This is a genomic window from Pedococcus sp., from assembly GCF_036554925.1.
GTDB lineage: Bacteria > Actinomycetota > Actinomycetes > Actinomycetales > Dermatophilaceae > Pedococcus_A.
Genome location: NZ_DATBMI010000063.1, coordinates 1 through 17,982, shown reverse-complemented (window position 1 = coordinate 17,982; position 17,982 = coordinate 1). Strand labels below are relative to the sequence as shown.

The 17,982-nt window shown below is 72.5% G+C and carries 19 protein-coding genes; 8 read left to right on the top strand and 11 right to left on the bottom strand.

Annotation, left to right across the window (positions count from 1 at the left end; translation table 11 throughout):
- From VIB11_RS05380 to VIB11_RS05370, 3 genes are all read right to left on the bottom strand, one after another.
- The gene (locus VIB11_RS05380; protein ID WP_332029102.1) at positions 1-801 is read right to left on the bottom strand and encodes an alpha/beta hydrolase; all 801 of its coding nucleotides are present in this window, start codon (positions 799-801) and stop codon (positions 1-3) included.
- Between the two features lie 424 nt (positions 802-1,225).
- Positions 1,226-1,648 (bottom strand): ester cyclase, encoded by a 423-nt coding sequence (locus tag VIB11_RS05375; protein ID WP_332029100.1) that lies wholly within the window; start codon positions 1,646-1,648, stop codon positions 1,226-1,228.
- A 33-nt stretch (positions 1,649-1,681) separates the two neighbouring features.
- A complete protein-coding gene (locus tag VIB11_RS05370; RefSeq protein ID WP_332029099.1) occupies positions 1,682-1,945 on the bottom strand; it encodes a hypothetical protein in 264 nt (87 codons plus the stop codon).
- Between the two features lie 191 nt (positions 1,946-2,136).
- Here VIB11_RS05370 and VIB11_RS05365 point away from each other — a divergent pair, with 191 nt between their 5' ends.
- Entirely contained in the window at positions 2,137-2,928 is a 792-nt protein-coding gene (locus tag VIB11_RS05365; RefSeq protein WP_332029097.1) for a PIG-L family deacetylase, read from the top strand.
- A 19-nt stretch (positions 2,929-2,947) separates the two neighbouring features.
- Here VIB11_RS05365 and VIB11_RS05360 read toward each other — a convergent pair whose 3' ends face one another.
- Both VIB11_RS05360 and VIB11_RS05355 read right to left on the bottom strand, forming a co-directional pair.
- On the bottom strand, positions 2,948-3,391 hold the full coding sequence (locus VIB11_RS05360) for a cupin domain-containing protein (protein ID WP_332029095.1): 444 nt from the start codon (positions 3,389-3,391) through the stop codon (positions 2,948-2,950).
- Positions 3,392-3,455: 64 nt separating this feature from the next.
- Positions 3,456-6,008 carry a LuxR C-terminal-related transcriptional regulator gene (locus VIB11_RS05355; protein WP_332029093.1) on the bottom strand — a complete coding sequence of 851 codons (2,553 nt, stop codon included), beginning with the start codon at positions 6,006-6,008 and terminating at the stop codon, positions 3,456-3,458.
- 84 nt (positions 6,009-6,092) lie between these two features.
- On the opposite strand from VIB11_RS05355, the gene VIB11_RS05350 reads away from it, so the two are divergent.
- The 3 genes from VIB11_RS05350 to VIB11_RS05340 all read left to right on the top strand — a co-directional run bounded on the left by VIB11_RS05350 (position 6,093) and on the right by VIB11_RS05340 (position 8,828).
- On the top strand, positions 6,093-6,593 hold the full coding sequence (locus VIB11_RS05350) for a nitroreductase/quinone reductase family protein (RefSeq protein WP_332029091.1): 501 nt from the start codon (positions 6,093-6,095) through the stop codon (positions 6,591-6,593).
- 265 nt (positions 6,594-6,858) lie between these two features.
- The gene (locus tag VIB11_RS05345; RefSeq protein ID WP_332029089.1) at positions 6,859-8,115 is read left to right on the top strand and encodes an amidohydrolase; all 1,257 of its coding nucleotides are present in this window, start codon (positions 6,859-6,861) and stop codon (positions 8,113-8,115) included.
- 227 nt (positions 8,116-8,342) lie between these two features.
- Positions 8,343-8,828 (top strand): hypothetical protein, encoded by a 486-nt coding sequence (locus tag VIB11_RS05340; protein ID WP_332029087.1) that lies wholly within the window; start codon positions 8,343-8,345, stop codon positions 8,826-8,828.
- Positions 8,829-8,894: 66 nt separating this feature from the next.
- Here VIB11_RS05340 and VIB11_RS05335 read toward each other — a convergent pair whose 3' ends face one another.
- From VIB11_RS05335 to arfB, 4 genes are all read right to left on the bottom strand, one after another.
- Entirely contained in the window at positions 8,895-9,227 is a 333-nt protein-coding gene (locus VIB11_RS05335) for a hypothetical protein (RefSeq protein ID WP_332029085.1), read from the bottom strand.
- A gap of 73 nt (positions 9,228-9,300) precedes the next feature.
- Positions 9,301-10,179 carry an RNA polymerase sigma-70 factor gene (locus VIB11_RS05330; protein ID WP_332029083.1) on the bottom strand — a complete coding sequence of 293 codons (879 nt, stop codon included), beginning with the start codon at positions 10,177-10,179 and terminating at the stop codon, positions 9,301-9,303.
- Positions 10,176-10,766 carry a carboxymuconolactone decarboxylase family protein gene (locus VIB11_RS05325; protein ID WP_332029081.1) on the bottom strand — a complete coding sequence of 197 codons (591 nt, stop codon included), beginning with the start codon at positions 10,764-10,766 and terminating at the stop codon, positions 10,176-10,178. The genes VIB11_RS05330 and VIB11_RS05325 overlap by 4 nt, the downstream gene beginning before the upstream one ends.
- 239 nt (positions 10,767-11,005) lie before the next feature.
- Positions 11,006-11,461, bottom strand: coding sequence for an alternative ribosome rescue aminoacyl-tRNA hydrolase ArfB (gene arfB, locus VIB11_RS05320; RefSeq protein WP_332029079.1), 456 nt, complete (start codon positions 11,459-11,461; stop codon positions 11,006-11,008).
- A gap of 86 nt (positions 11,462-11,547) precedes the next feature.
- Here arfB and VIB11_RS05315 point away from each other — a divergent pair, with 86 nt between their 5' ends.
- A complete protein-coding gene (locus VIB11_RS05315; RefSeq protein WP_332029077.1) occupies positions 11,548-12,666 on the top strand; it encodes a CapA family protein in 1,119 nt (372 codons plus the stop codon).
- Positions 12,667-12,682: 16 nt separating this feature from the next.
- Here the strand turns inward: VIB11_RS05315 and VIB11_RS05310 are convergent, their stop codons facing one another.
- Both VIB11_RS05310 and VIB11_RS05305 read right to left on the bottom strand, forming a co-directional pair.
- Positions 12,683-13,096: a GNAT family N-acetyltransferase gene (locus VIB11_RS05310; RefSeq protein WP_332029075.1), complete on the bottom strand. Its 414-nt coding sequence runs from the start codon at positions 13,094-13,096 to the stop codon at positions 12,683-12,685.
- A gap of 9 nt (positions 13,097-13,105) precedes the next feature.
- Positions 13,106-14,560, bottom strand: coding sequence for an MATE family efflux transporter (locus VIB11_RS05305; protein ID WP_332029073.1), 1,455 nt, complete (start codon positions 14,558-14,560; stop codon positions 13,106-13,108).
- A gap of 373 nt (positions 14,561-14,933) precedes the next feature.
- On the opposite strand from VIB11_RS05305, the gene VIB11_RS05300 reads away from it, so the two are divergent.
- From VIB11_RS05300 to VIB11_RS05290, 3 genes are all read left to right on the top strand, one after another.
- Entirely contained in the window at positions 14,934-15,362 is a 429-nt protein-coding gene (locus VIB11_RS05300) for a YciI family protein (protein ID WP_332029071.1), read from the top strand.
- 93 nt (positions 15,363-15,455) lie between these two features.
- Positions 15,456-16,742 (top strand): RNA polymerase sigma factor, encoded by a 1,287-nt coding sequence (locus VIB11_RS05295; RefSeq protein WP_332029069.1) that lies wholly within the window; start codon positions 15,456-15,458, stop codon positions 16,740-16,742.
- Positions 16,743-16,946: 204 nt separating this feature from the next.
- Positions 16,947-17,982 (top strand): DUF222 domain-containing protein (locus tag VIB11_RS05290; protein ID WP_332029067.1); only part of this gene is annotated, 1,036 nt, incomplete at its 3' end.

The following is a 17,982-nucleotide window of genomic DNA, read 5'->3' as shown; positions in this document are numbered from 1 at the left end:
TCACGGGCTCGTCGACGAGAGGAGGAACACCCTCATCTCTTGGTTGACGAACGCTGGTGATTCGATGGGGCAGAGGTGTCCAGCGTTGGATACGAAGACCAGCCGAGAACCCTTGATCGCCGCCTGGAGCTGCTCGCCGACCCCACGCGGCGCGCGCACGTCATCCTCGCCGTAGATGAGCAGAGTGGGCACGCTGATTCCGGGGAGCGCGCTGCGAAGATCTTCCGCGCTTGCCCTGGCCATTGCCCGGAACCCAGCAGGGTGGAACGCGGCCATGGCCTCCGCGAACTGTTCGACGTCCCTCGCCGGCACGGAACTTCGAAACATCGTTGGCAGTAGCGTTGCGCAGAACTCCTTTGGCGTCAGTTGGGACAGTCGTAGCGCTTGGTCCAGGCGTCGCTGGGCCTCGTCGGCAGGCAGCGAGCCAGCCCATCCGGCGTAGGCGGATGTGAGAACGAGGCTTTGCACCGCAGCGGGGTAGCGTCGCGTGAAGGCGATCGCAAGCGCACCGCCGAACGAGAGCCCGCAGATGTGGGCGCGTTCTATTCCCAATTGAGCCAGAAACGGCGCGAGGCAATCGGCGTAGCCGTTCATCCCTGTGTACTCGGGTGGATCCGTCGAGAGTCCAGCGCCTGGAGCGTCCCAGGCCAGCACGGTGAATTCACTGCTCAGCACGTCGATCTGGTGCCGCCAGGTCGATGGTCCGTCACCGACGTAACCGTGCAGAAGCACGAGAGGCGGGCCCGAGCCGGCACGTACATAGGCAATCTCCAGGCTGCCGACTTCGGTCCGCTCCTTCACGCCTCCAACGTATGCGGAACCCGTGCACATCGGCTATGTCCGGCAACGGGCCAGGATGGTCCGGTGGGCTGGCGGCGCTTCGCAGCATCCTTCACCGCGCGGCGGTTCGACGCATGGGCGAGGCGAAAGAACCCGCGGACGCCGTTGCATCGTCGTGACCACGGAGGATTCCATCAGCCCCCGGTCAACGAGCTGGCGGATGTACAGCTCGACGTGAGCCCGCGGCACACCGACCAGTGCGTCGAGTCCGTGAACCTCGCCCTCGAGAACCATTCACGCAGCCAATGGGCACACAGCGCATGGGTGTCCAGTGCGGAGCCGGCGCCCTGTTCGCACTCGCTCGCCCAGCCTCTCCGCCGCCCTGTCCACCGACTCCATCGCGCAGAACGTGGCACCCCCCGGAGTAGCGCGTCGCCGCGGGGACCTACGCCCCTGGTGCGCCCTGGGGGATGACGCCGAGCTGCTGGAGCAGGGACAGCATGTCGACGACGCCCCAGTGCTCGACGACCAGGCCGGCATCGTCGAACCGCATGATGTCGATGAGCTTCACTTCGACCCGCCGACCGGACGGCGGCATCCCCAAGAACTCGCCGTCCTGCGTTCCGGAGACCCTCACCCGCGCGACGGTCCTGTCGCCGCTGGCGATGACCTCGTCGACGGCCATCTGCATGTCGGGGAAGGCGGCCCGGTACCCGCGGAACAGCTCCAGGACGCCGTCCTTCGTCGGGGGCAGGCCCGGCGTCTCCTCGTGCTCGACGAAGTCCGCGGCCACCAGGGCGCCGAACCCGTCGATGTCTCCTGCGCTGATGAGCTCGTAGGCACGTCGCATCGTCGTGGCGTGGTCCATGGTTGTCCTCTCGGTCCAGGGTGAACCTTGGACCTACGCCTCGACGTAGACCGTCATCGGCATGATGACCCCGTGCGACTCGGCCTGGGCGGCCACCTCCGGGGGCATCGAGGCGAGCATCGCCGTCAGGGCGCCGACGTCGTCGATCTCGAACGACACAGCGGCCTGCCTGCTCCCGTCGAGGGCGACGAGGTCCGTGATGTTCGTGGCACCAGGGAGTGCCGCGGCGCGTTCGGCCTTGCCCTGGAGCCACCGGTCGACGTCCTGGATCGCGTGGGTGATGACGATTCTGGGCATCGGGGGTGCCCTTCCGTTGGGCTGGCGTCCGGGTTCTCGCGGACGGGTGTACTCCTTCAATGTCCCGCCCTGCCGACGCCGGGACCATGGCCCGACCGAGCGGTTCACGCCCGCAATCGCTCGGCGCGGCTCGCGGTGTCAGGACGGGACGACGTGGCGGTGGTCATCGCCCCGGACCCATACTCCGGGTCATGACCAACCGCACACTCGCCTGCGTCTTCGCGCACCCGGACGACGACGCCTACGGTGTCGGCGGCAGCGTCGCCCTCCACGCGAACGACCCGGACTTCCGGTTCGTCCTGGTCCACGCAACCTTCGGCGAGCAGGGGGATATCAGGGACGGGTTCCCGGCCACGCGGCATACGCTGGGGTCCATCCGCCGGGCTGAGGACGAGGCCGCGTGGCGGGCGCACGGTCGCGTCCCCGACCGTCACGAGTGGTTGGGTCTGCCGGACGGTGGCCTCGCCGAGGTTCCCTTCGACGACGTCGTGGCGGCCGTCGCGCGGATCCTCGACGAGGAGGATCCCGCCGTCGTCGTGACGTTCGGTCCCGACGGCATCTTCGGGCACCCCGACCACGTCGCCATCGGTGCAGCCACCGACGAGGCGTTCGCGCGTCTGCGACGCCGGGACCGGTCCGGGTTCCAGCGGCTGGCGCACGGCGCGGTCCCGCAGACGGTCTTCGAGAGGTGGAACCGCCAGCGAGCCGAGCTGGGGCTCTTCACCTTCGACCCGACGCAGACCTACCACATGCGCGGTGTGCCCGACGAGCAGATCCGGGTCACCGTGGACTGCCGGGCCGTCGCCCACCGCACCGTCGCCGGCCTTCGCGAGCACCGAAGCCAGCTGCACGTCATGTCGGACGACCCAACCAACACCTCCCAGTGGGAGCGGCGCCTGGGGCGGGAGTGGTACGCGATCGCCTGGCCTGAGCTCGACGGCGATGTGCCGATGCTGACGGACCTCTTCGACGGCCTCGAGTGAGCCGACGCCCCGCGGCGCCTCACGCGCCGGCGAGCGTGACGCCGTGGCGCCGGGTCACCGACAGGATCGCCTCCATCGACTCCTCGACCGGCCGGTCCGCCGGGACGGAGCCGGCGAAGTCGGCGAAGAACCGGCCGGCACCCTCGCCGGAGGTGATCGCGAGGAACCGGGCGGACTCGCCGACCACCTGGAAGGTGCTCGGCGTCCCTGCCGGGAAGACGACCAGCCCGCCGGGCTCCACGTCGTGTGACGTGCCGTCGACCAGGGCGGTGACCCGGCCCTCCAACAGGAACAGCACGCCGGTCCACGGCGAGACGTGCGGGGGCGCCATCGGCGCGGCGGGCGCGACCACCTCGAAGACCTCGAAGGCTCCGCCGGAGTCCTGGACCGCGGCCTTCGCGACGTGGTCGCCGTCGATCATGGGGTAGTGCCGGCCCTCGCCGGGCGGGACGTGGGTGCTCATGGCTCCTCCTTGGCTGGGTGCGACCAGCCTGCGGCGGCGGGGCGGCGGGGGAGCGAGTAGTGCGCTACTCGACTCCGAGCACGTCGGCCAGCGCGGTGCGCTCGGAGACGCCGAGCTTGAGGCCGGCGCGGTAGAGGTGCCCCTCGACGGTGCGCACCGACACGGTCAGCCGGTGGGCGATATCCCTGTTGGACAGCCCCCGGGCGGCGAGGGAGACGATCTCGCGCTCGCGGGCGGTCAGCGGCAGCGGTCGGACGGCGATCGCCAGGGCCGGCGTGCGGGCACCGGACCGGGCGGCCAGCTTCTCGGCGTGGGCCGTGGCGGAGAGAGCCGAACCCGGTCGGCCCTGCCGACGGTGGACATCGGCCGCCTGGGCCGCCGCGTCGCCGGCCGCGACGAGGTCACCGAGACGGGTCCAGGCGTCGGCGGCCTCCAGCAGCTTCTCGCCGTCCTCGTCCGCCCACGCCTGGGCGTGGGCGCGGGTCGCCGCGGCCCGGGGGCCGAGCTCGGGGAGCGCGGTGAGGCGGGCCAGCGCAGCGGTCGCGTCGCCGAGCTGGACCGCGGTCTGCCAGGCGAGCACCTCGTAGGCGGGGGCGCCGGTCTCGCGGGCCAGGTCGGCGGCGGCGACGGCGTGGCCGAGCGCCACGCTCGTGGATCCCTCGGCAGCGGACCCCCACGCCCGCGCGAGGAGGTCGTCGGGCACGAGGAGCTGGTAGGCCGGGTGGCGCTCGGTGACGACGCCGTCCAGGAGGGGCGCAGCCTTCGCCGTCTGGCCGGTCTGCGCCAGGGCCGTCGCCAGCAGGGTGCGGCACCGGAAGCGGAACTCGTGCCCCGACTCCGCCAGCCCGGCCCACGCCTCGCGCAGCAGGGGTAGCGCGTCGCGGACCCGGCCTCCGGCGAGGGCGGCGTGACCGGCGACGACCAACCCCATCAGCCTGGCCGGGCCGGGCAGGTCGGCTGACGCTGCCTGCATCCTCCGGGCGTGCTCGTCGGCGCGGCCAGGTGCCCCGGCGAGACGGTGCCCGAGCACCTGCAGGTCCGCGAGCCCGAACCCGGGAATGGTGGTGGGCACGCGATCGGCGGTGAGCCCACCCACGACCGCGGCCTCGTCGAGCAGCCGGGGCTCCCCGGTGACGGCGGCTGCCGCGGACACTGCGGAGGCGACCAGGATGCGGGCCAGGTCGTCGGGCAGCTCGTCGTGCAGCAGCCCAGGACCGCGCGCGAGCACAGGGGAGAGCTCGCCGACCGCAGCGGCGAGGGCGAGGGACATGGCGGCGACGTGGAGCGGGGCCGCGCCGGTGGCCTCGGCCGCGGCCAGCGCCTGGCGGGCCGAGTCGGGCGCTGCCATGGTCCAGAGAAGGTTGCCGGTGCGGTGCAGCTGCACCAGCGCGCGCGTCCCGCTGTCGGGTGCGCTCTCGGCGAGGTCGGCGAGGATCGCCTCGGCCTCGTCGCCGCGGCTGAGCCAGGACAGCGCCGCGGCGTGCACCAGCCGGGCGCCGGGGTCGCCCGTGGCGGCGGACGCCCGAGCCAGCCGCTCGGCCAGCGGCAGGTCGTACATCCGGGTCGCGGCCTCGGCTGCCTGCAGGAACAGCGCGGGTTCCGGGGCCAGGTCGGAGTCCAGGGTGAGCACGGCCCGGGGGATCGGGTCCGGCGCTGCGGGGTCCAGGGCCTGCGCCACCCGGCCGCGTAGGCGGCGTGCGCGCAGGGTGCCCATGGCGCGGCGGCGGACCTCGCCGTACAGCGGGTGCGCCAGCCGGGCGACGAGCCCGTCGGTGCGCACCAGGCCCCGGCCCTCTGCCTCCTCGAGGTCGGCAGGCGAGGTCAGCGCCGCCAGTGTCGGGACCGCCACCGGCTCGGCCAGCGCGACCAGGTCCACGACGTCCTGCACCCCCGCCGCGAGGCCGCCGATCTCGTGCGCCAGGAGGTCCGTCAGCTCCGGGGAGAGCGCGGGCTCGCTGGTCCACCGCCAGATCCCCGACGCCGGCGTGAACCGGCCCGCCGACACCTCCCCGGTCAGCAGGTGCCGCAGGAACAGCGGGCTTCCCTGGGTCATGGTCCACAAGCGGTGCGCGGAGGTGGACTCGACAGGACCGCCGAGCACCCGGGCGACCAGGCCGGTGGTCTGGCCGGCGTCCAGCGGCTCCAGGTCGAGGCGGGTGAGGTGGTCGTCCTTCCAGAGGGAGGTCACCGCGTCGGGGGCCGGCTCGCCGGTCCGGAGGGTGACCAGCGCCGGGGCCAGCCGCCGGGCCACCACGCGGTGCAGCACGATCGCGGAGTGCTCGTCGAGGAGGTGCGCGTCGTCGACGGCCAGCACCAGCGGCCGCTGCCGGACGAGCTGCTCCAGCGCCCGGCCGATGGTCTCGGCGGCGTCGCCGGCCGGGACGTCGAGCACGCCGGCGAAGGCACCGAGGGGGAAGGGCCGCGCGGCCGTGCTGCCATGGGCCCAGACGACGGTCGCAGTCCGACCCCGGGGAACCGCCAGTGCCTCACGGGCGAGCCGGGTCTTGCCCACTCCGGCGGGGCCCGCCACGACGATCCCCGGCGCCCCGGGCCGGGTCGCCGCCACGACCCGGCGCAGCTCCTCGTCCCGGCCGGTGAGCGGCCACGGCCGTTCCATGGCGTCAGGCTAGCCCCGACATGGACCCACGGTGTGCGACCCCGGGCTCTGGCGGGACCCGCCACGAGGGGCCACGCTGGGGTCATGTCCGGTGATGGCGAGGCGCGAGCAGCGGCGCGCGGCCGGCATACCCGGCTCCCTCCACGGTGGGTGATCGTGGCGTTCTGGCACGGCCACCGTGCTCTGCTGCGCGCGAGCGGGGGCCGGCTGGGGCTGTGGCGCCCAAGGCCGGGCCGCTGGGGGACGCTGCGGCTCACCACGACCGGACGGCGCAGTGGGCAGCCCCGCCAGGTCGTGCTCGGCTACTTCGAGGACGGCTCCAACCTCGTGACCATGGCGATGAACGGGTGGGGCCCGGCCGAGCCCGCGTGGTGGCTGAACCTGCAGGCCCACCCGGACGCCGTCGTCCAGACCCGCGACGGGGCACGACAGGTGCGTGGGCGCCGCGCCTCGGGCGAGGAGCGCGAGCGGCTCTGGTCGCGCTGGGCCGAGATCGACGTGAACCTCGACGACTACGCCGCCCGGCGGCCCACCGAGACCGCCGTCGTCGTCCTCGAGCCGCTCGACGCCGAGCCCGGCGGCTGAGCCCCCCGGCGACCCCGCGGTCAGTCGGCGAGGCGTTCCCGGAGCAGCCTGACGGCGGGCCAGGCCACCGGACGCGCCTCCTTCCCGCGGTCGCGTTGGCCGCCGCCCTGGGCAGCCGGCACGTGGCGGGCCACGAATGGCCAGGCCGGACCGTCGTGGTCGCCCCGATGCGCTCGCGGAGGCGGGTCGACCGGCGGTGGGAGGATGGGGCGTGCGGATGTCCTGGCGCCATGGTGTGGTCCTGGCCGGGTGTGCGGGGATTCTGATGCTGCCGGTCTCCGCGACGAGCGTCGCCTCGCCGGCGGTGATCTACCACAACGCGGTCGTGCTCACCATGGACGTCGGGCGGCCGAAGGCCGAGGCGGTGGCGATCGGCGATGGTCGGATCCTGGCCGTCGGCAGCGACCAGGACGTGCTGGCGTTGCGGAGAGGCCCGACGCGCGTCGTGGATCTCGGCGGGCGGACGGTGCTGCCGGGCTTCATCGACTCGCACGCGCACTGGATCGGCGACGCGGGCAGAGTGGGCCACAACGCCGATTCCGCGATCGACGCGGCCGTGCGCGCGGGGTGGACCAGCATCAATGAGCAGTTCGTCGACCAGGAGCGACTGGGGGAGCTGCGCGCTCTCGACGCCGCCGGTCGGCTCAGGGTGCGGGTCAACGCCTACCTGGCGGTCAACTTCGAGGAGGAGAAGTTCGGCACCTGGTTCCTCGGGTTCGAGCCGCGCCACGCGTACAGCCCGCGGCTTCGGCTGGCCGGGATCAAGCTGTTTCTCGACCACGACTGGGGCACCACGTTCCATTGGGACCAGGACGAGCTGGATGACTATGTCCAGACGGCGCACCGCAACGGGTGGCAGGTGGCGGCGCACACGGTCAGTGCCGTGGCGCACGACCAGATTCTCACGGCGGTGGCGAGGGCACAGGCCGCGGACCCCAACCCGGACGCACGCCACCGGGTCGAGCACGTCATCCAGCTCCGCGACGACCAGCTCACCAGGATGCGCGCGTTGGGGATGGTCGCGTCCATCCAGCCGGGGGTCCCGGGGGACCTGGCGGATGAGACGGGCTTCCCGGAGCTTGTGGCCCGAGGCCAGACCCGTTGGATCGCCCGCTGGCGAGACCTGGTCGAAAGCGGAGTCCGCACGATCGGCAGCACCGACATGCCGTGGCTCGTGCTCGGGTTGGTGGGTCGGCCCACCGAGCCGCCCCACGGATCACCCCTGGAGGCGGTCCACCAGGCGATGACCCGTCAGAGCTACTTCGGGCGCCCACCGGAGGACTGGCAGCTGGCCCAGCGCCTGACGGTCGACCAGGCGCTGCGGCTTTTCACCGTCGACGCCGCATACGGCACCTTCGAGGAGAACGTGAAGGGCACCTTGGCCCGCGGCAAGTACGCGGACGTCGTGATCCTCTCGGAGGACCCGACGAGCGTCGCGGTGGACTCGTTGCTGGACATCCGGGTGCTCGCAACCGTGGTCGGCGGGAGGGTGGAGCACTGCGCCGACGCCGCCCTGTGCTGACCGTGAGCGCTCGCGGACCTGCTGGGCGGCTGGTCCGGCCGGCCGAACGCGCGAGGCGGGTCGCCAGGGGCCGGGGCGGACGGATGGACCGGTCACTCGGCCCGGCAGTAGTGTCGACTGGCCGATCTCCCCGGCCGGCCCCGGCACGCCGACGTCCCCACCGACACGTCGACCGCCCGCCAGGAGGGGGCTCGTGGGTCTCGCAACGCCCAGAGGAGGATTCCGCCATGACGGGTGAGAAGTGGGTGCTCGCAGCGACCGTCTTCTTCTCTGGGCTCGCGGCCGGCCTCCTGGGAATGCTGTGCACCATCATGCGCCCGATGCTCACGCAGATGGACGGCCGGGACTTCCGCACCTTCATGGAGGCGTTTCTTCGCTTCGCGGACCGGTCATGGGGGAAGGCGTACAACCTCGGCTGGTCGCTCGGGATGTTCCTCCTGCCCGTCGTTGCGCTCGTGCTCCTCTGGGACGACCGCGGCTCCACCTCGTTCGTGCTCACCGCGACCGGCTGGGTGATCGTGGTCGTCGGCGTGATCATCGTCTCGAACGCTGTGAAGACACCTCACTACAAGGTGATGCTGGCGTGGGACCCCGAGGCGATGCCGCCGAGCTGGGAGGCGGGACGGCGGAAGTACTTCGCAATCAACTGGATCCAGCTCGCGACGACGTGGTCTGCGTTCGCCCTCTTCATCGCGGCGCTGATCGCCCTGTAGGGCGCCTGGACTGCCGGTCATGGCCGCCGTGGCGCGTCGGCCACAGACCATGGGTCGCGGCGTTGCTCAGAGCTGCAGGATCCTTGCCGAGATCTCGTATGCCGCGGCCGCGCCTCTCGGGTCGTGAAGGTCTCCGGGGGCCTCCAAGCACGCCCGGGAACGTGCGCGCACCGCGGAGCCGGGGTCCGCCGCGACGAGGTCGACGCACAGCCCATCGACGACGACCCTGGCGTCGTGTTCGTCCAGCCCGTCGAGGGCGAGACCGTTGTAGAGCAGGGTCGCAGCCTCGAGGAACACCTCACGAGCCATCTCGAGGTCCACCTCGGGCCGTGCCCTGGCAACTGCCTCTGCCGTTGCCAGGAACTGGTCGAAGGGCGGGTCCAGGGGGCCGTCCGACATACCGCGAGCCTCCCAAGGTGCCGGCGTCCCGGCAAACGAATATGAAGCGCGCTTGAGGACTGGACCTTCGGACTCACCGTCGGAGCTCAGCCACCTCGCCCAGCCGCTCGAGCTTGTGCGGGTTGCGGATCGCGTAGATCTCGGTGATCCGTCCGTCCTCGATGACGACGGACACCGCCGTGTCGTTCTCGCCGCCGGGATCGATGCGCACCGCGACGCCACCGTTGAGGTCCACGATGAAGGCCCTGGCACCCGGCGCGACCTCGGCGAAGCGGGCCATCACCGGGGCGAGCCTCGCGGCCCCGCGGACGGGCTTGGGGATGGTCGGGGCCAGGCCGCCGCCGTCGCCCACGACGAGCACATCGGGAGCCAGCACCTCGAGCAGACCGGGCACGTCGCCGGAGGTCAGCGCGGCGAGGAACCGCTCGACCACCCGCTCCTGCTCGCTGCGGCTCACCGAGATCCGGGGCCGGCGCGCCGCCACGTGCTTGCGGGCCCGCATCGCGATCTGGCGCACCGCTGCGGGCGACTTGTCCAGCGCCTCCGCGATCTCGTCGTACGGCACGTCGAAGACCTCGCGCAGCACGAAGACCGCGCGCTCCGTCGGCAGCAGCGTCTCGAGCACCGTCAGCATGGCGATCGACACGCTCTCCGCGAGCTCGACGTCCTCGGCGACGTCCGGACTGGTCAGCACGGGCTCGGGCAGCCATTCGCCGACGTACTCCTCGCGCCGCCGCGCGAGCGTGCGCAGCCGGTTGAGGCAGAGCCGGGTCACGATCCGCACGAGGTACGCCCGAGGGTCCCGGACCTCGCAACGCTCTGCGTCGACCAGGGCGGCCCACCGCAACCACGTCTCCTGGACCACGTCCTCGGCGTCGACGACCGAGCCGAGCATCTCGTAGGCGACCGTGAACAACAGGCTGCGGTGGGCGACGAAGGGGTCCTCGCTCATGACGCGGACGCTACTCCCGGTCGCTCGGCCAGCGGCTTCAACCCGCATGCGGCGGCGAAGCCGTCGGACTCGATGCCGAGCGCCACGTTGCCACGCGTGCTCATGTTCGCGAAGGCGATCACCGAGGTGAGCTCGACCACGGCGGCAGGCCCCAGCGCGGCGTTCAGCCGGCGCACCAGCTGATCGGTCACGGTCGGCGGTGTCTGGCTCATCGCCTCGGCGTACTCCAGGACGTCCCGCTCCAGCGGGGTGAAGACGTCCGCCTCGCGCCACCGCGGGATCTCTCGCGCCTTCGACACGTCGAGCCCCTTGTGGAGGGTCTCGAAGTAGTTGAAGTCCAGGCACCACGTGCAGCCGACCAGCGACGCGACCGCCATGTGGGCGAACGACTTCAGGCCCTCGTCGCAGGCGTCCCACTTCTGAATCTTGCTGCCCAGGCCGAAGCTCGCGAACAGCACCTTGGGGTTGTGCCAGTAGACGCCCACGGCCGTCGGCACCTTGCCCAGCTTCTTCTCGATCATGCGCTTGATCAGCGCGCCCTTGACGCCGGTGATCTCGGCCGCGGGGATGCGGGTGGTGTGCTCCATGTCTCCTCCTGGGTCGGTGGTCGTGCTGACGTGTTGGTAGGTCCTCACGACATGGAGACACCGGCCGGGCCGCGGTTGTGACATCAAGCGGGTTCGTTCTGCTCGCGGCCCGTCAGTTCCGCAGCCGCCGGTCGCGAGCAACGGGGCGGGCAACGGGCCACGAGCAAACGGTCACGAGCGACGGGTCACGAGCGACGGACGGGTCACGAGCGACGGGTCACGAGCAACGTCACGACGACCTAGTCGCGGGGCAACTGGCCGCGGCGGGCCTTGATGTCGGAGCGCCGCTTCTTCGCGTCGAGGCGGCGCTGCTGCGAGCCGCGCGTCGGCCGGGTGGCCTTCCGAGACGGAGGCGGTGGGGCCAAGGCACTGCGCAGCAGGCCGGCGAGCCTCTCGCGGGCCGCGGCGCGGTTGCGCAGCTGGGACCGGTGCTCCGACGCGACGATCGAGATCCTCCCCGCGACGAGCTGGTCCCCGACGGCGCGCAGCAGCCGGTCGCGTTGGGAGTCGGTGAAGGCCGAGGAGGCCGCGGGGTCGAAGAGCAGCTCGACCCGGCTGTCGGTGGTGTTGACGCCCTGACCGCCCGGCCCCGACGACCGGCTGAAGCGTTCGACGAGCTCACCCGCGGGCACGGTGAGCCCGTGCCGCAGCCCCGGCCCGGGCGGCACGAGGAGGTCTTGGCCTGGCTCGCTCACGCGACCATTCTCGCCTGTCGACGGACGCCCGACCCGATTCGCCCAACACGCAACGCACGCCGCCCCAGCGACCCTACGCTGAAGGTGTGCGCGACGAGCTCCGTCTCGTCCTCGCCGGCGACGTCATGACCGGCCGCGGAGTTGACCAGGTGCTGGCCAGCCCGCTCGACCCGGTGCTCCACGAGCAGTACGTCGACGACGCCCGCACCTACGTGCGTCTCGCCGAGATGGCGAGCGGGCCCATCCCGCACCCGGTGGGGCCGACCTGGCCCTGGGGCGTCGCCCTCCAGCACATGGACCGTCTCGGGCCGTCGATCCGGGTCATGAACCTCGAGACCAGCGTGACGCGCAGCGACGACGCCGCCCTCGACAAGGCCGTGACCTACCGGATGAGCCCGCGGAACCTGGCCGTCCTGCGAGCCGCTCGCGTCGACGTGTGGGCCCTGGCGAACAACCACGTCCTGGACTACGGCCGCGCCGGGCTGCTCGAGACCCTCGACGTGATGGACGTCGCCGGCCTGCGCTCCTGCGGCGCAGGCCGCACCGACGCCGACGCCTGGCGCCCGGCAGTCGCGTCGGCCGGCAGGGGCCAGCGGGTCCTGGTCGCCTCGGTCGCCGACGTCTCCAGCGGGGTGCCCCAGCACTGGCGAGCGACCGCAGACCGTCCCGGTCTCGCCCTGCTGGACGGTCTCGCGGACGCGGACGCCGACGCGGTGGCCGACCGGCTCGCGCAGGCGGCCCAACCAGGTGACGTGGCCGTCGTGTCGATCCACTGGGGCAGCAACTGGGGTTATGCGGTCACGCGGGAGCAGCGGCGGTTCGCGCACCGACTCGTCGACGGCGGGGTCGACGTCGTGCACGGTCACTCGTCGCACCACCCGCGACCGTTGGAGGTGTACCGCGGGAGGCTGGTGCTGTACGGCTGCGGCGACCTCGTCAACGACTACGAGGGCATCCGGGGCTACGAGGAGTTCCGCGGCGACCTGCGGCTGCTGTATGCCGTGGACCTCGAGGGCGGCGCGGGGCGCGAGCCGGGACGGCTGGTTCGCCTGGCGATGGTCCCGCTCCACGCCCGGCGCCTGCGCCTGGAGTCGGCGAGCATCGACGACTCGGTCTGGCTGGCCGACACGCTGGACCGCGAGTGCCGCCGGCTCGGGACACGCGTCGAGACCGCGGGGGACGGGCGCCTCTGCCTGGAGTGGTGAGCCAGGGCCGGCTCGGTCACCGCGGGCGCAGCACCTGCCACATGCCGGTCATCGTCTCGGCGCCGAAGTCGGCGTCCTGGTAGAGCTCGACGGCCTCCGGGGTGGAGAACAGCCCGACGAAGCAGTCGCCGCCCGCCCGCTCGAGGACCTGGGCGCGGAGGCGCTGCATGACCTCGCGACCGAGGCCCCTCCGACGGTGTCCCGGGTGCACGACCACGTCCTGGACGTAGAAGTAGAAGGCGCCGTCACCGACGACCCGGCCCATCGCCACCGGCTGGCCTTCGGCGTCGTAGGCCACCACGCCGCATACGGATCCGGCCAGCGAAGCCGGTATCGCCTCCCAGCGGAAGGCGTCCTGCCATCCGACGGCCACCGCGAGGGCTCCGTGCTCCTCCACGGTGGGGACAGCGTTGACGAACCGGTAGGTCACGGGGACTCCTCAGACGTTGACAGGGGCCTCGGCTGGCGGCGCGGGTGCGACACCCTCGGTGGGGGCTGCCAGGCTGCCGTCGTCGTGCCCGCTGCGGGCGAGCACGTCCCAGCGCAGCCGGCGCGCCCGCCACGTGAAGACCGCCAGTTTGGCGACCTCCTCGACGACCCGGGCGACGAACACGCCGAGCACACCCAATGGAGTGTGCAGCCCGAGCAGCACGGCAAGCGGCAGGCCGACCACGAAGGCGCCCACGGCGTCACCGAGGATGACGCCGCGCACGTCGTTGCCGCTCGGCAGCACGCCCGCGCCGAGGATCATGTTGCGCACCTTGACGACCTGGAACGCCGCGTTGACCGCGATGCCGAGCACTGCCATCGAGCGCACGTCGGGCCCGGCGTCATGGAAGAGCGGCTCGAGCAGCAGCACGCTGGCCCCGAAGAACACCCCGAACAGCGCACCGGTGCCGACACCGGCGCGGGTGAGGCGCTGCACCCACGCCTGGGCGTCGGCGGCGTCGCCCCGCCCGACGGCCCGGCCCACCAGCGTCGTCGTCGCGCTCATGAGGCCGATGCTGCCGACGATGAAGACGCCCTCGAGCGTGTGCACGATCTGGGCTGCGGCCAGCGCCTCGTCGCCGAGCCGCTGGAAGACGACGTTGTAGAGGAACGTGCCTCCGGTCCAGAACAGCTCGGTGACGCCCAGCGGCAGGGCCAGGACGAACAGCGGACCCACGACCAGGCGCCACTCCGCCCGGTCGACCGGCAGGTGCCACGCCACGACGCCGCGCGGCCCGTAGGTCTGCCCGACGAGGATGCCGGCCTTGACCACGGCGGTGACCAGGGTCGCCCAGCCCGCTCCCGCCGCGCCGAGCTCGGGGGCCGGGCCGGCGCCGGTCACCAGGGCGTAGCCCAGCACCGAGTTGGCGACGACCGTGACGGTCGTGGCGACCATCGGGCTGGCGGCCCGGCCCACCGAGCGCAGCACGCCACTGAGGATGGCGCTCAGCATGGTGGGCAGGGTGGCCAGGGCGATGAGCCGGAAGTAGTCGGTGCCCGCCGCGGCCACCGTGGGCGACGCTCCCGTCAGTCTCAGCAGGTCACCCGCCCAGGCGAACGGCAGCAGCGAGGCGATCACCCCGAGCGCGCCCGCGACGAGCAGGGCGGCGGCCACCGTGTGGTCCATGTCGGTGCGGCGGCCGGCGCCAAAGGCGCGCGCCACCAGGATGCTCACCGACGTGCCGAGGCAGCCGAGCGTGATGATGAGGATGAACGACAGGCTGTTCGCGAAGCCGACCGCGGCAATGGCGGTGGCGCCGAGGGTGCCGACGACCACCTGGTTGACGAAGTTCAGCACCAGCATCAGCACGAACTCCGCGCTCACCGGCACGGCGATCTGCGCGATCTCCCGCCGCGGGGTGACCACGGCCGGGGTGCGGCGCGTGGGCAGGGTGAGGCGGGGCATGGCAGTGCCTTTCACGAGAGAGGGGGTGGTGCCCGAGACGGCGCGTCGTCGTTGGCGCGGTGGGCAGGAGAAATGGTACGTGTCGGAACAGACGTCCCGACACCGGTTTTCACACCGTGACCGCACGCGTCGGTATGCCGCGTTGCGCGCCGTGCGCGCGGTCGTCGACCCCAGGGTGCCTTCCTGACCAACCACCAGACCCCAGCCGCGCGTGGGCGCACGGCTGACGCCTCGGTCCGGGGCCCGGCAGCCCGGTGGGAGAAGGGTCCCGAATTTCTCCCACCGGGCTGTCGATCAGCCGCTGCGCCGTTCGACGTGAGGGTAGAGGCTGGGCCACACAGGCACCGGCCACCTCACGAGAAGGATGGATGACATGCGCTACATGGTTCTGGTCAAGGCCACCGCGGAGTCCGAGTCCGGCCAGCTACCGGAGGACCCCACGGTCTTCGAGGAGATGAACCGGTTCAACGAGCAGCTCGTCAAGGCCGGTGTGCTCCTCGCGGGTGAGGGGCTGCACCCGAGCTCGCAGGGGGCGCGCGTGCGGTTCGACGGCCAGGGCGGCACCACCGTCACCGACGGGCCGTTCGCCGAGACCAAGGAGCTCATCGCCGGCTTCTGGATCCTCGATGTGAAGTCCAAGGAGGAGGCGCTCGAGTGGGTGCGCCGGGCGCCCATGCAGCCGGGCGAGGAGCTGGAGGTCCGCCGGGTCTACGAGGCCGAGGACTTCGGCGACGCGCTCCCCGAGCACATCAAGGAGTTCGAGGCCGAGCTGCGCGCGAAGGCTGCATCCCAGCGCCCCTGAGCCCGCCACGAGGTGTGCCGGTGGGTCGCCCGCGCAGGTGACCCACCGGCATACCTGTTGCTCGGAGCGCCGTGGCGCTGGTTGATTGGGCTCGTGGAGAGCACCGACGCACGACAGGCCAGAGCGACGGCGCGGCGCAGCATCGAGGCGGTCTGGCGCATCGAGTCGGCCCGGCTGATCGCAGGACTGGCACGAGTCACCCGCGACATCGGCCTCGCCGAGGACTCCGCCCAGGACGCGCTGGTCGCGGCGCTCGAGCAGTGGCCGCGCGAGGGCATCCCCGGCAACCCGGGGGCCTGGTTGCTGTCGGTCGGGCGGCGCAGGGCGATCGACCACATCCGCAGGCAGGAGACGCTCGCCCGGAAGCAGGCGGAGCTGGGTCGCGAGCTCGAGGCGCGGCACCTGACGGGGGAGGCCGACTTCGAGACGGCGGAGGAGGACATCGAGGACGACCTGCTGCGGCTCGTCTTCACCTCGTGCCACCCCGTGCTGTCCGCCGAGGCACGCGTGGCACTGACGCTGCGGGTGCTCGGGGGCCTGACGACGGAGGAGATCGCACGGGCCTACCTCGTGCCGGAACCGACTGTGGCGCAACGCATCGTGCGCGCCAAGAAGAAGCTCGCCTCTGCCGGTGTGGCCTTCGAGGTACCTCCGCCCACGGAGTTCGCCGGGCGGCTGGAGTCGGTGCTCGAGGTGGTCTACCTCATCTTCAACGAGGGGTACTCCGCGACGGCAGGGGAGGACTGGCTCCGGCCCGAGCTGTGCCACGACGCGCTGCGGCTCGGGCGGGTGCTGGCGGGACTGCTCCCTCGTGAGTCCGAGGTGTGGGGACTGTTGGCGCTCATGGAGATCCAGGCGTCCCGCTCGCGTGCGCGGGTCGGGCCGCGCGGGGAGGCGGTGCTGCTCCTCGAGCAGAACCGGGGTCGCTGGGACTGGGCGCAGGTCGCACGCGGTCTCACGGCGCTGCAGCGAGCCGAGGCCCTCACGGACTCCCCTGGCCCGTATGCCGTGCAGGCGGCGATCGCCGCGTGCCACGGACGCGCGCGCACTGCTGAGGCCACTGACTGGGCCCGTATCGCGGCGCTCTACGGGGACCTGGTGACGCTGACGCAGTCCCCGGTGGTGGAGCTGAACCGCGCCGTGGCCGTGTCGATGGCCGAGGGGCCCGCCGCTGGCCTGGCCCTCGTCGACAGGGTCGCTTCGGCCCCGGAGCTGGCGGGCTACCACCTGTTGCCGAGTGTGCGCGGTGAGCTGCTCGAGCGGTTGGGGCGCGACGGGGAGGCGCGATCCGAGTTCGAGCGGGCGGCGGGGATGACCCGGAACCGGCGCGAGCGGGACGTGCTGCTCGGCCGCGCTGCGGCGCTCGCGGCGATCCCGTAGCGGTCGACGCCTGCCGCGATGGGCGGTGGTGGGCCGTTCAGGCTGTGTCCACAGGCTCCACGGCGACGTCGCGCCGTCCACAGGGTTGTATCCCCGGGTTGCTTTGCGCGTCCCGGCGTGCCGTCGAAGTCCATTGTGCTGCAACGGTTTCCATTCGATCCCTGTCGAGCTGGGTTGTCGGTGGTCGGCCCTACTGTTGTCGTCATGGAGGGGAGCCAGCAGGACAGCGCAGGGCAGGGCCCGAGCCCGGCCGCGGGGCTGAGCCTGGCCGAGCACCGTGAGCGGATCGCGGCCGGTCGCTCCTCCCTGTCCGCCCTGCGAACCGCGCTGTGGCAGGCCCCGTCCGGGGGTGGCCCGGACGGTCTGTCGGGGCTGTTGTCCGAGGTCGACGCGCTGGGCATGGCGTGCGACGCCGGCCGGGTGGCGGTGGTGCACGAGACCATGCAGCGGGATGAGACGTCCGGCGGTCCGGCGGCGATGACGGTGGCCCAGTGGGTGCGCCACCACGCGCCGTCGACGCGCTCCGGTGGGCCCGGCAGGGCCGGGACCGTGGTGGCGGTGGCGACCGCGTTCGGCAAGACCGCGAACGCCCCGGTCAGGGCGGCGGTGGAGTCCGGGCGGATCCCGGTGCACGCCGCCGCGACCGTGGTCTCCGAGGCCGACAAGCTCCGCCCGCTGCTCGTCGAGGGCGCCGACCCCCACGTCCTGGAAGGGCTGATCGCCCTCGCCGCCACCGACGGCCCGCAGGCCTGCCGGCGGCTGCGCCCGGCGCTGCTGGCCCGCTACGGCCAGACCGAGGTCCTCCAGCAGGGGCAGGACCGGGGGAAGGCGTTCATCGCCCTGTCCCGGCCGCGGGACACCGGCGCCGACACCTTCGAGTACCGCCTCACCCTCGACGTGGAGGGCAAGGCCGTCCTGGAGGCGGCGCTCGGCCCGTTGTCGGCCCCGCAACCGGTGGACGGGGAACGCGACCTGCGCACCTCCGACCGGCGCCGCGGCGACGCGCTGGTGGCCCTGGTCCGGCGGGCGGTCGCGGCCGGGGAGGAACGCGGCAAGACCAACAAGACCACCCTGGTCCTGACCATGGGCTGGGAGTCCCTGCGCGACCGGGTCGGCGCCGCCACCACCCTGGGCGGGTTGGATGCCGGCACCCACCTCGCCCCGGAGACGGTGCGCAGGCTGTGCTGCGACGGCTCCGTCATCCCGGTCGTCCTCGGCACCGACGGCGCGGTCCTCGACT

Coding starts and splice junctions, on each gene's coding strand:
- VIB11_RS05375 (WP_332029100.1), bottom strand. CDS start 1,648: ATGGACCACGCCACGACGATGCGACGTGCCTACGAGCTCATCAGCGCA.
- VIB11_RS05370 (WP_332029099.1), bottom strand. CDS start 1,945: ATGCCCAGAATCGTCATCACCCACGCGATCCAGGACGTCGACCGGTGG.
- VIB11_RS05365 (WP_332029097.1), top strand. CDS start 2,137: ATGACCAACCGCACACTCGCCTGCGTCTTCGCGCACCCGGACGACGAC.
- VIB11_RS05360 (WP_332029095.1), bottom strand. CDS start 3,391: ATGAGCACCCACGTCCCGCCCGGCGAGGGCCGGCACTACCCCATGATC.
- VIB11_RS05355 (WP_332029093.1), bottom strand. CDS start 6,008: ATGGAACGGCCGTGGCCGCTCACCGGCCGGGACGAGGAGCTGCGCCGG.
- VIB11_RS05350 (WP_332029091.1), top strand. CDS start 6,093: ATGTCCGGTGATGGCGAGGCGCGAGCAGCGGCGCGCGGCCGGCATACC.
- VIB11_RS05345 (WP_332029089.1), top strand. CDS start 6,859: ATGCTGCCGGTCTCCGCGACGAGCGTCGCCTCGCCGGCGGTGATCTAC.
- VIB11_RS05340 (WP_332029087.1), top strand. CDS start 8,343: ATGACGGGTGAGAAGTGGGTGCTCGCAGCGACCGTCTTCTTCTCTGGG.
- VIB11_RS05335 (WP_332029085.1), bottom strand. CDS start 9,227: ATGTCGGACGGCCCCCTGGACCCGCCCTTCGACCAGTTCCTGGCAACG.
- VIB11_RS05330 (WP_332029083.1), bottom strand. CDS start 10,179: ATGAGCGAGGACCCCTTCGTCGCCCACCGCAGCCTGTTGTTCACGGTC.
- VIB11_RS05325 (WP_332029081.1), bottom strand. CDS start 10,766: ATGGAGCACACCACCCGCATCCCCGCGGCCGAGATCACCGGCGTCAAG.
- VIB11_RS05305 (WP_332029073.1), bottom strand. CDS start 14,560: ATGCCCCGCCTCACCCTGCCCACGCGCCGCACCCCGGCCGTGGTCACC.
- VIB11_RS05300 (WP_332029071.1), top strand. CDS start 14,934: ATGCGCTACATGGTTCTGGTCAAGGCCACCGCGGAGTCCGAGTCCGGC.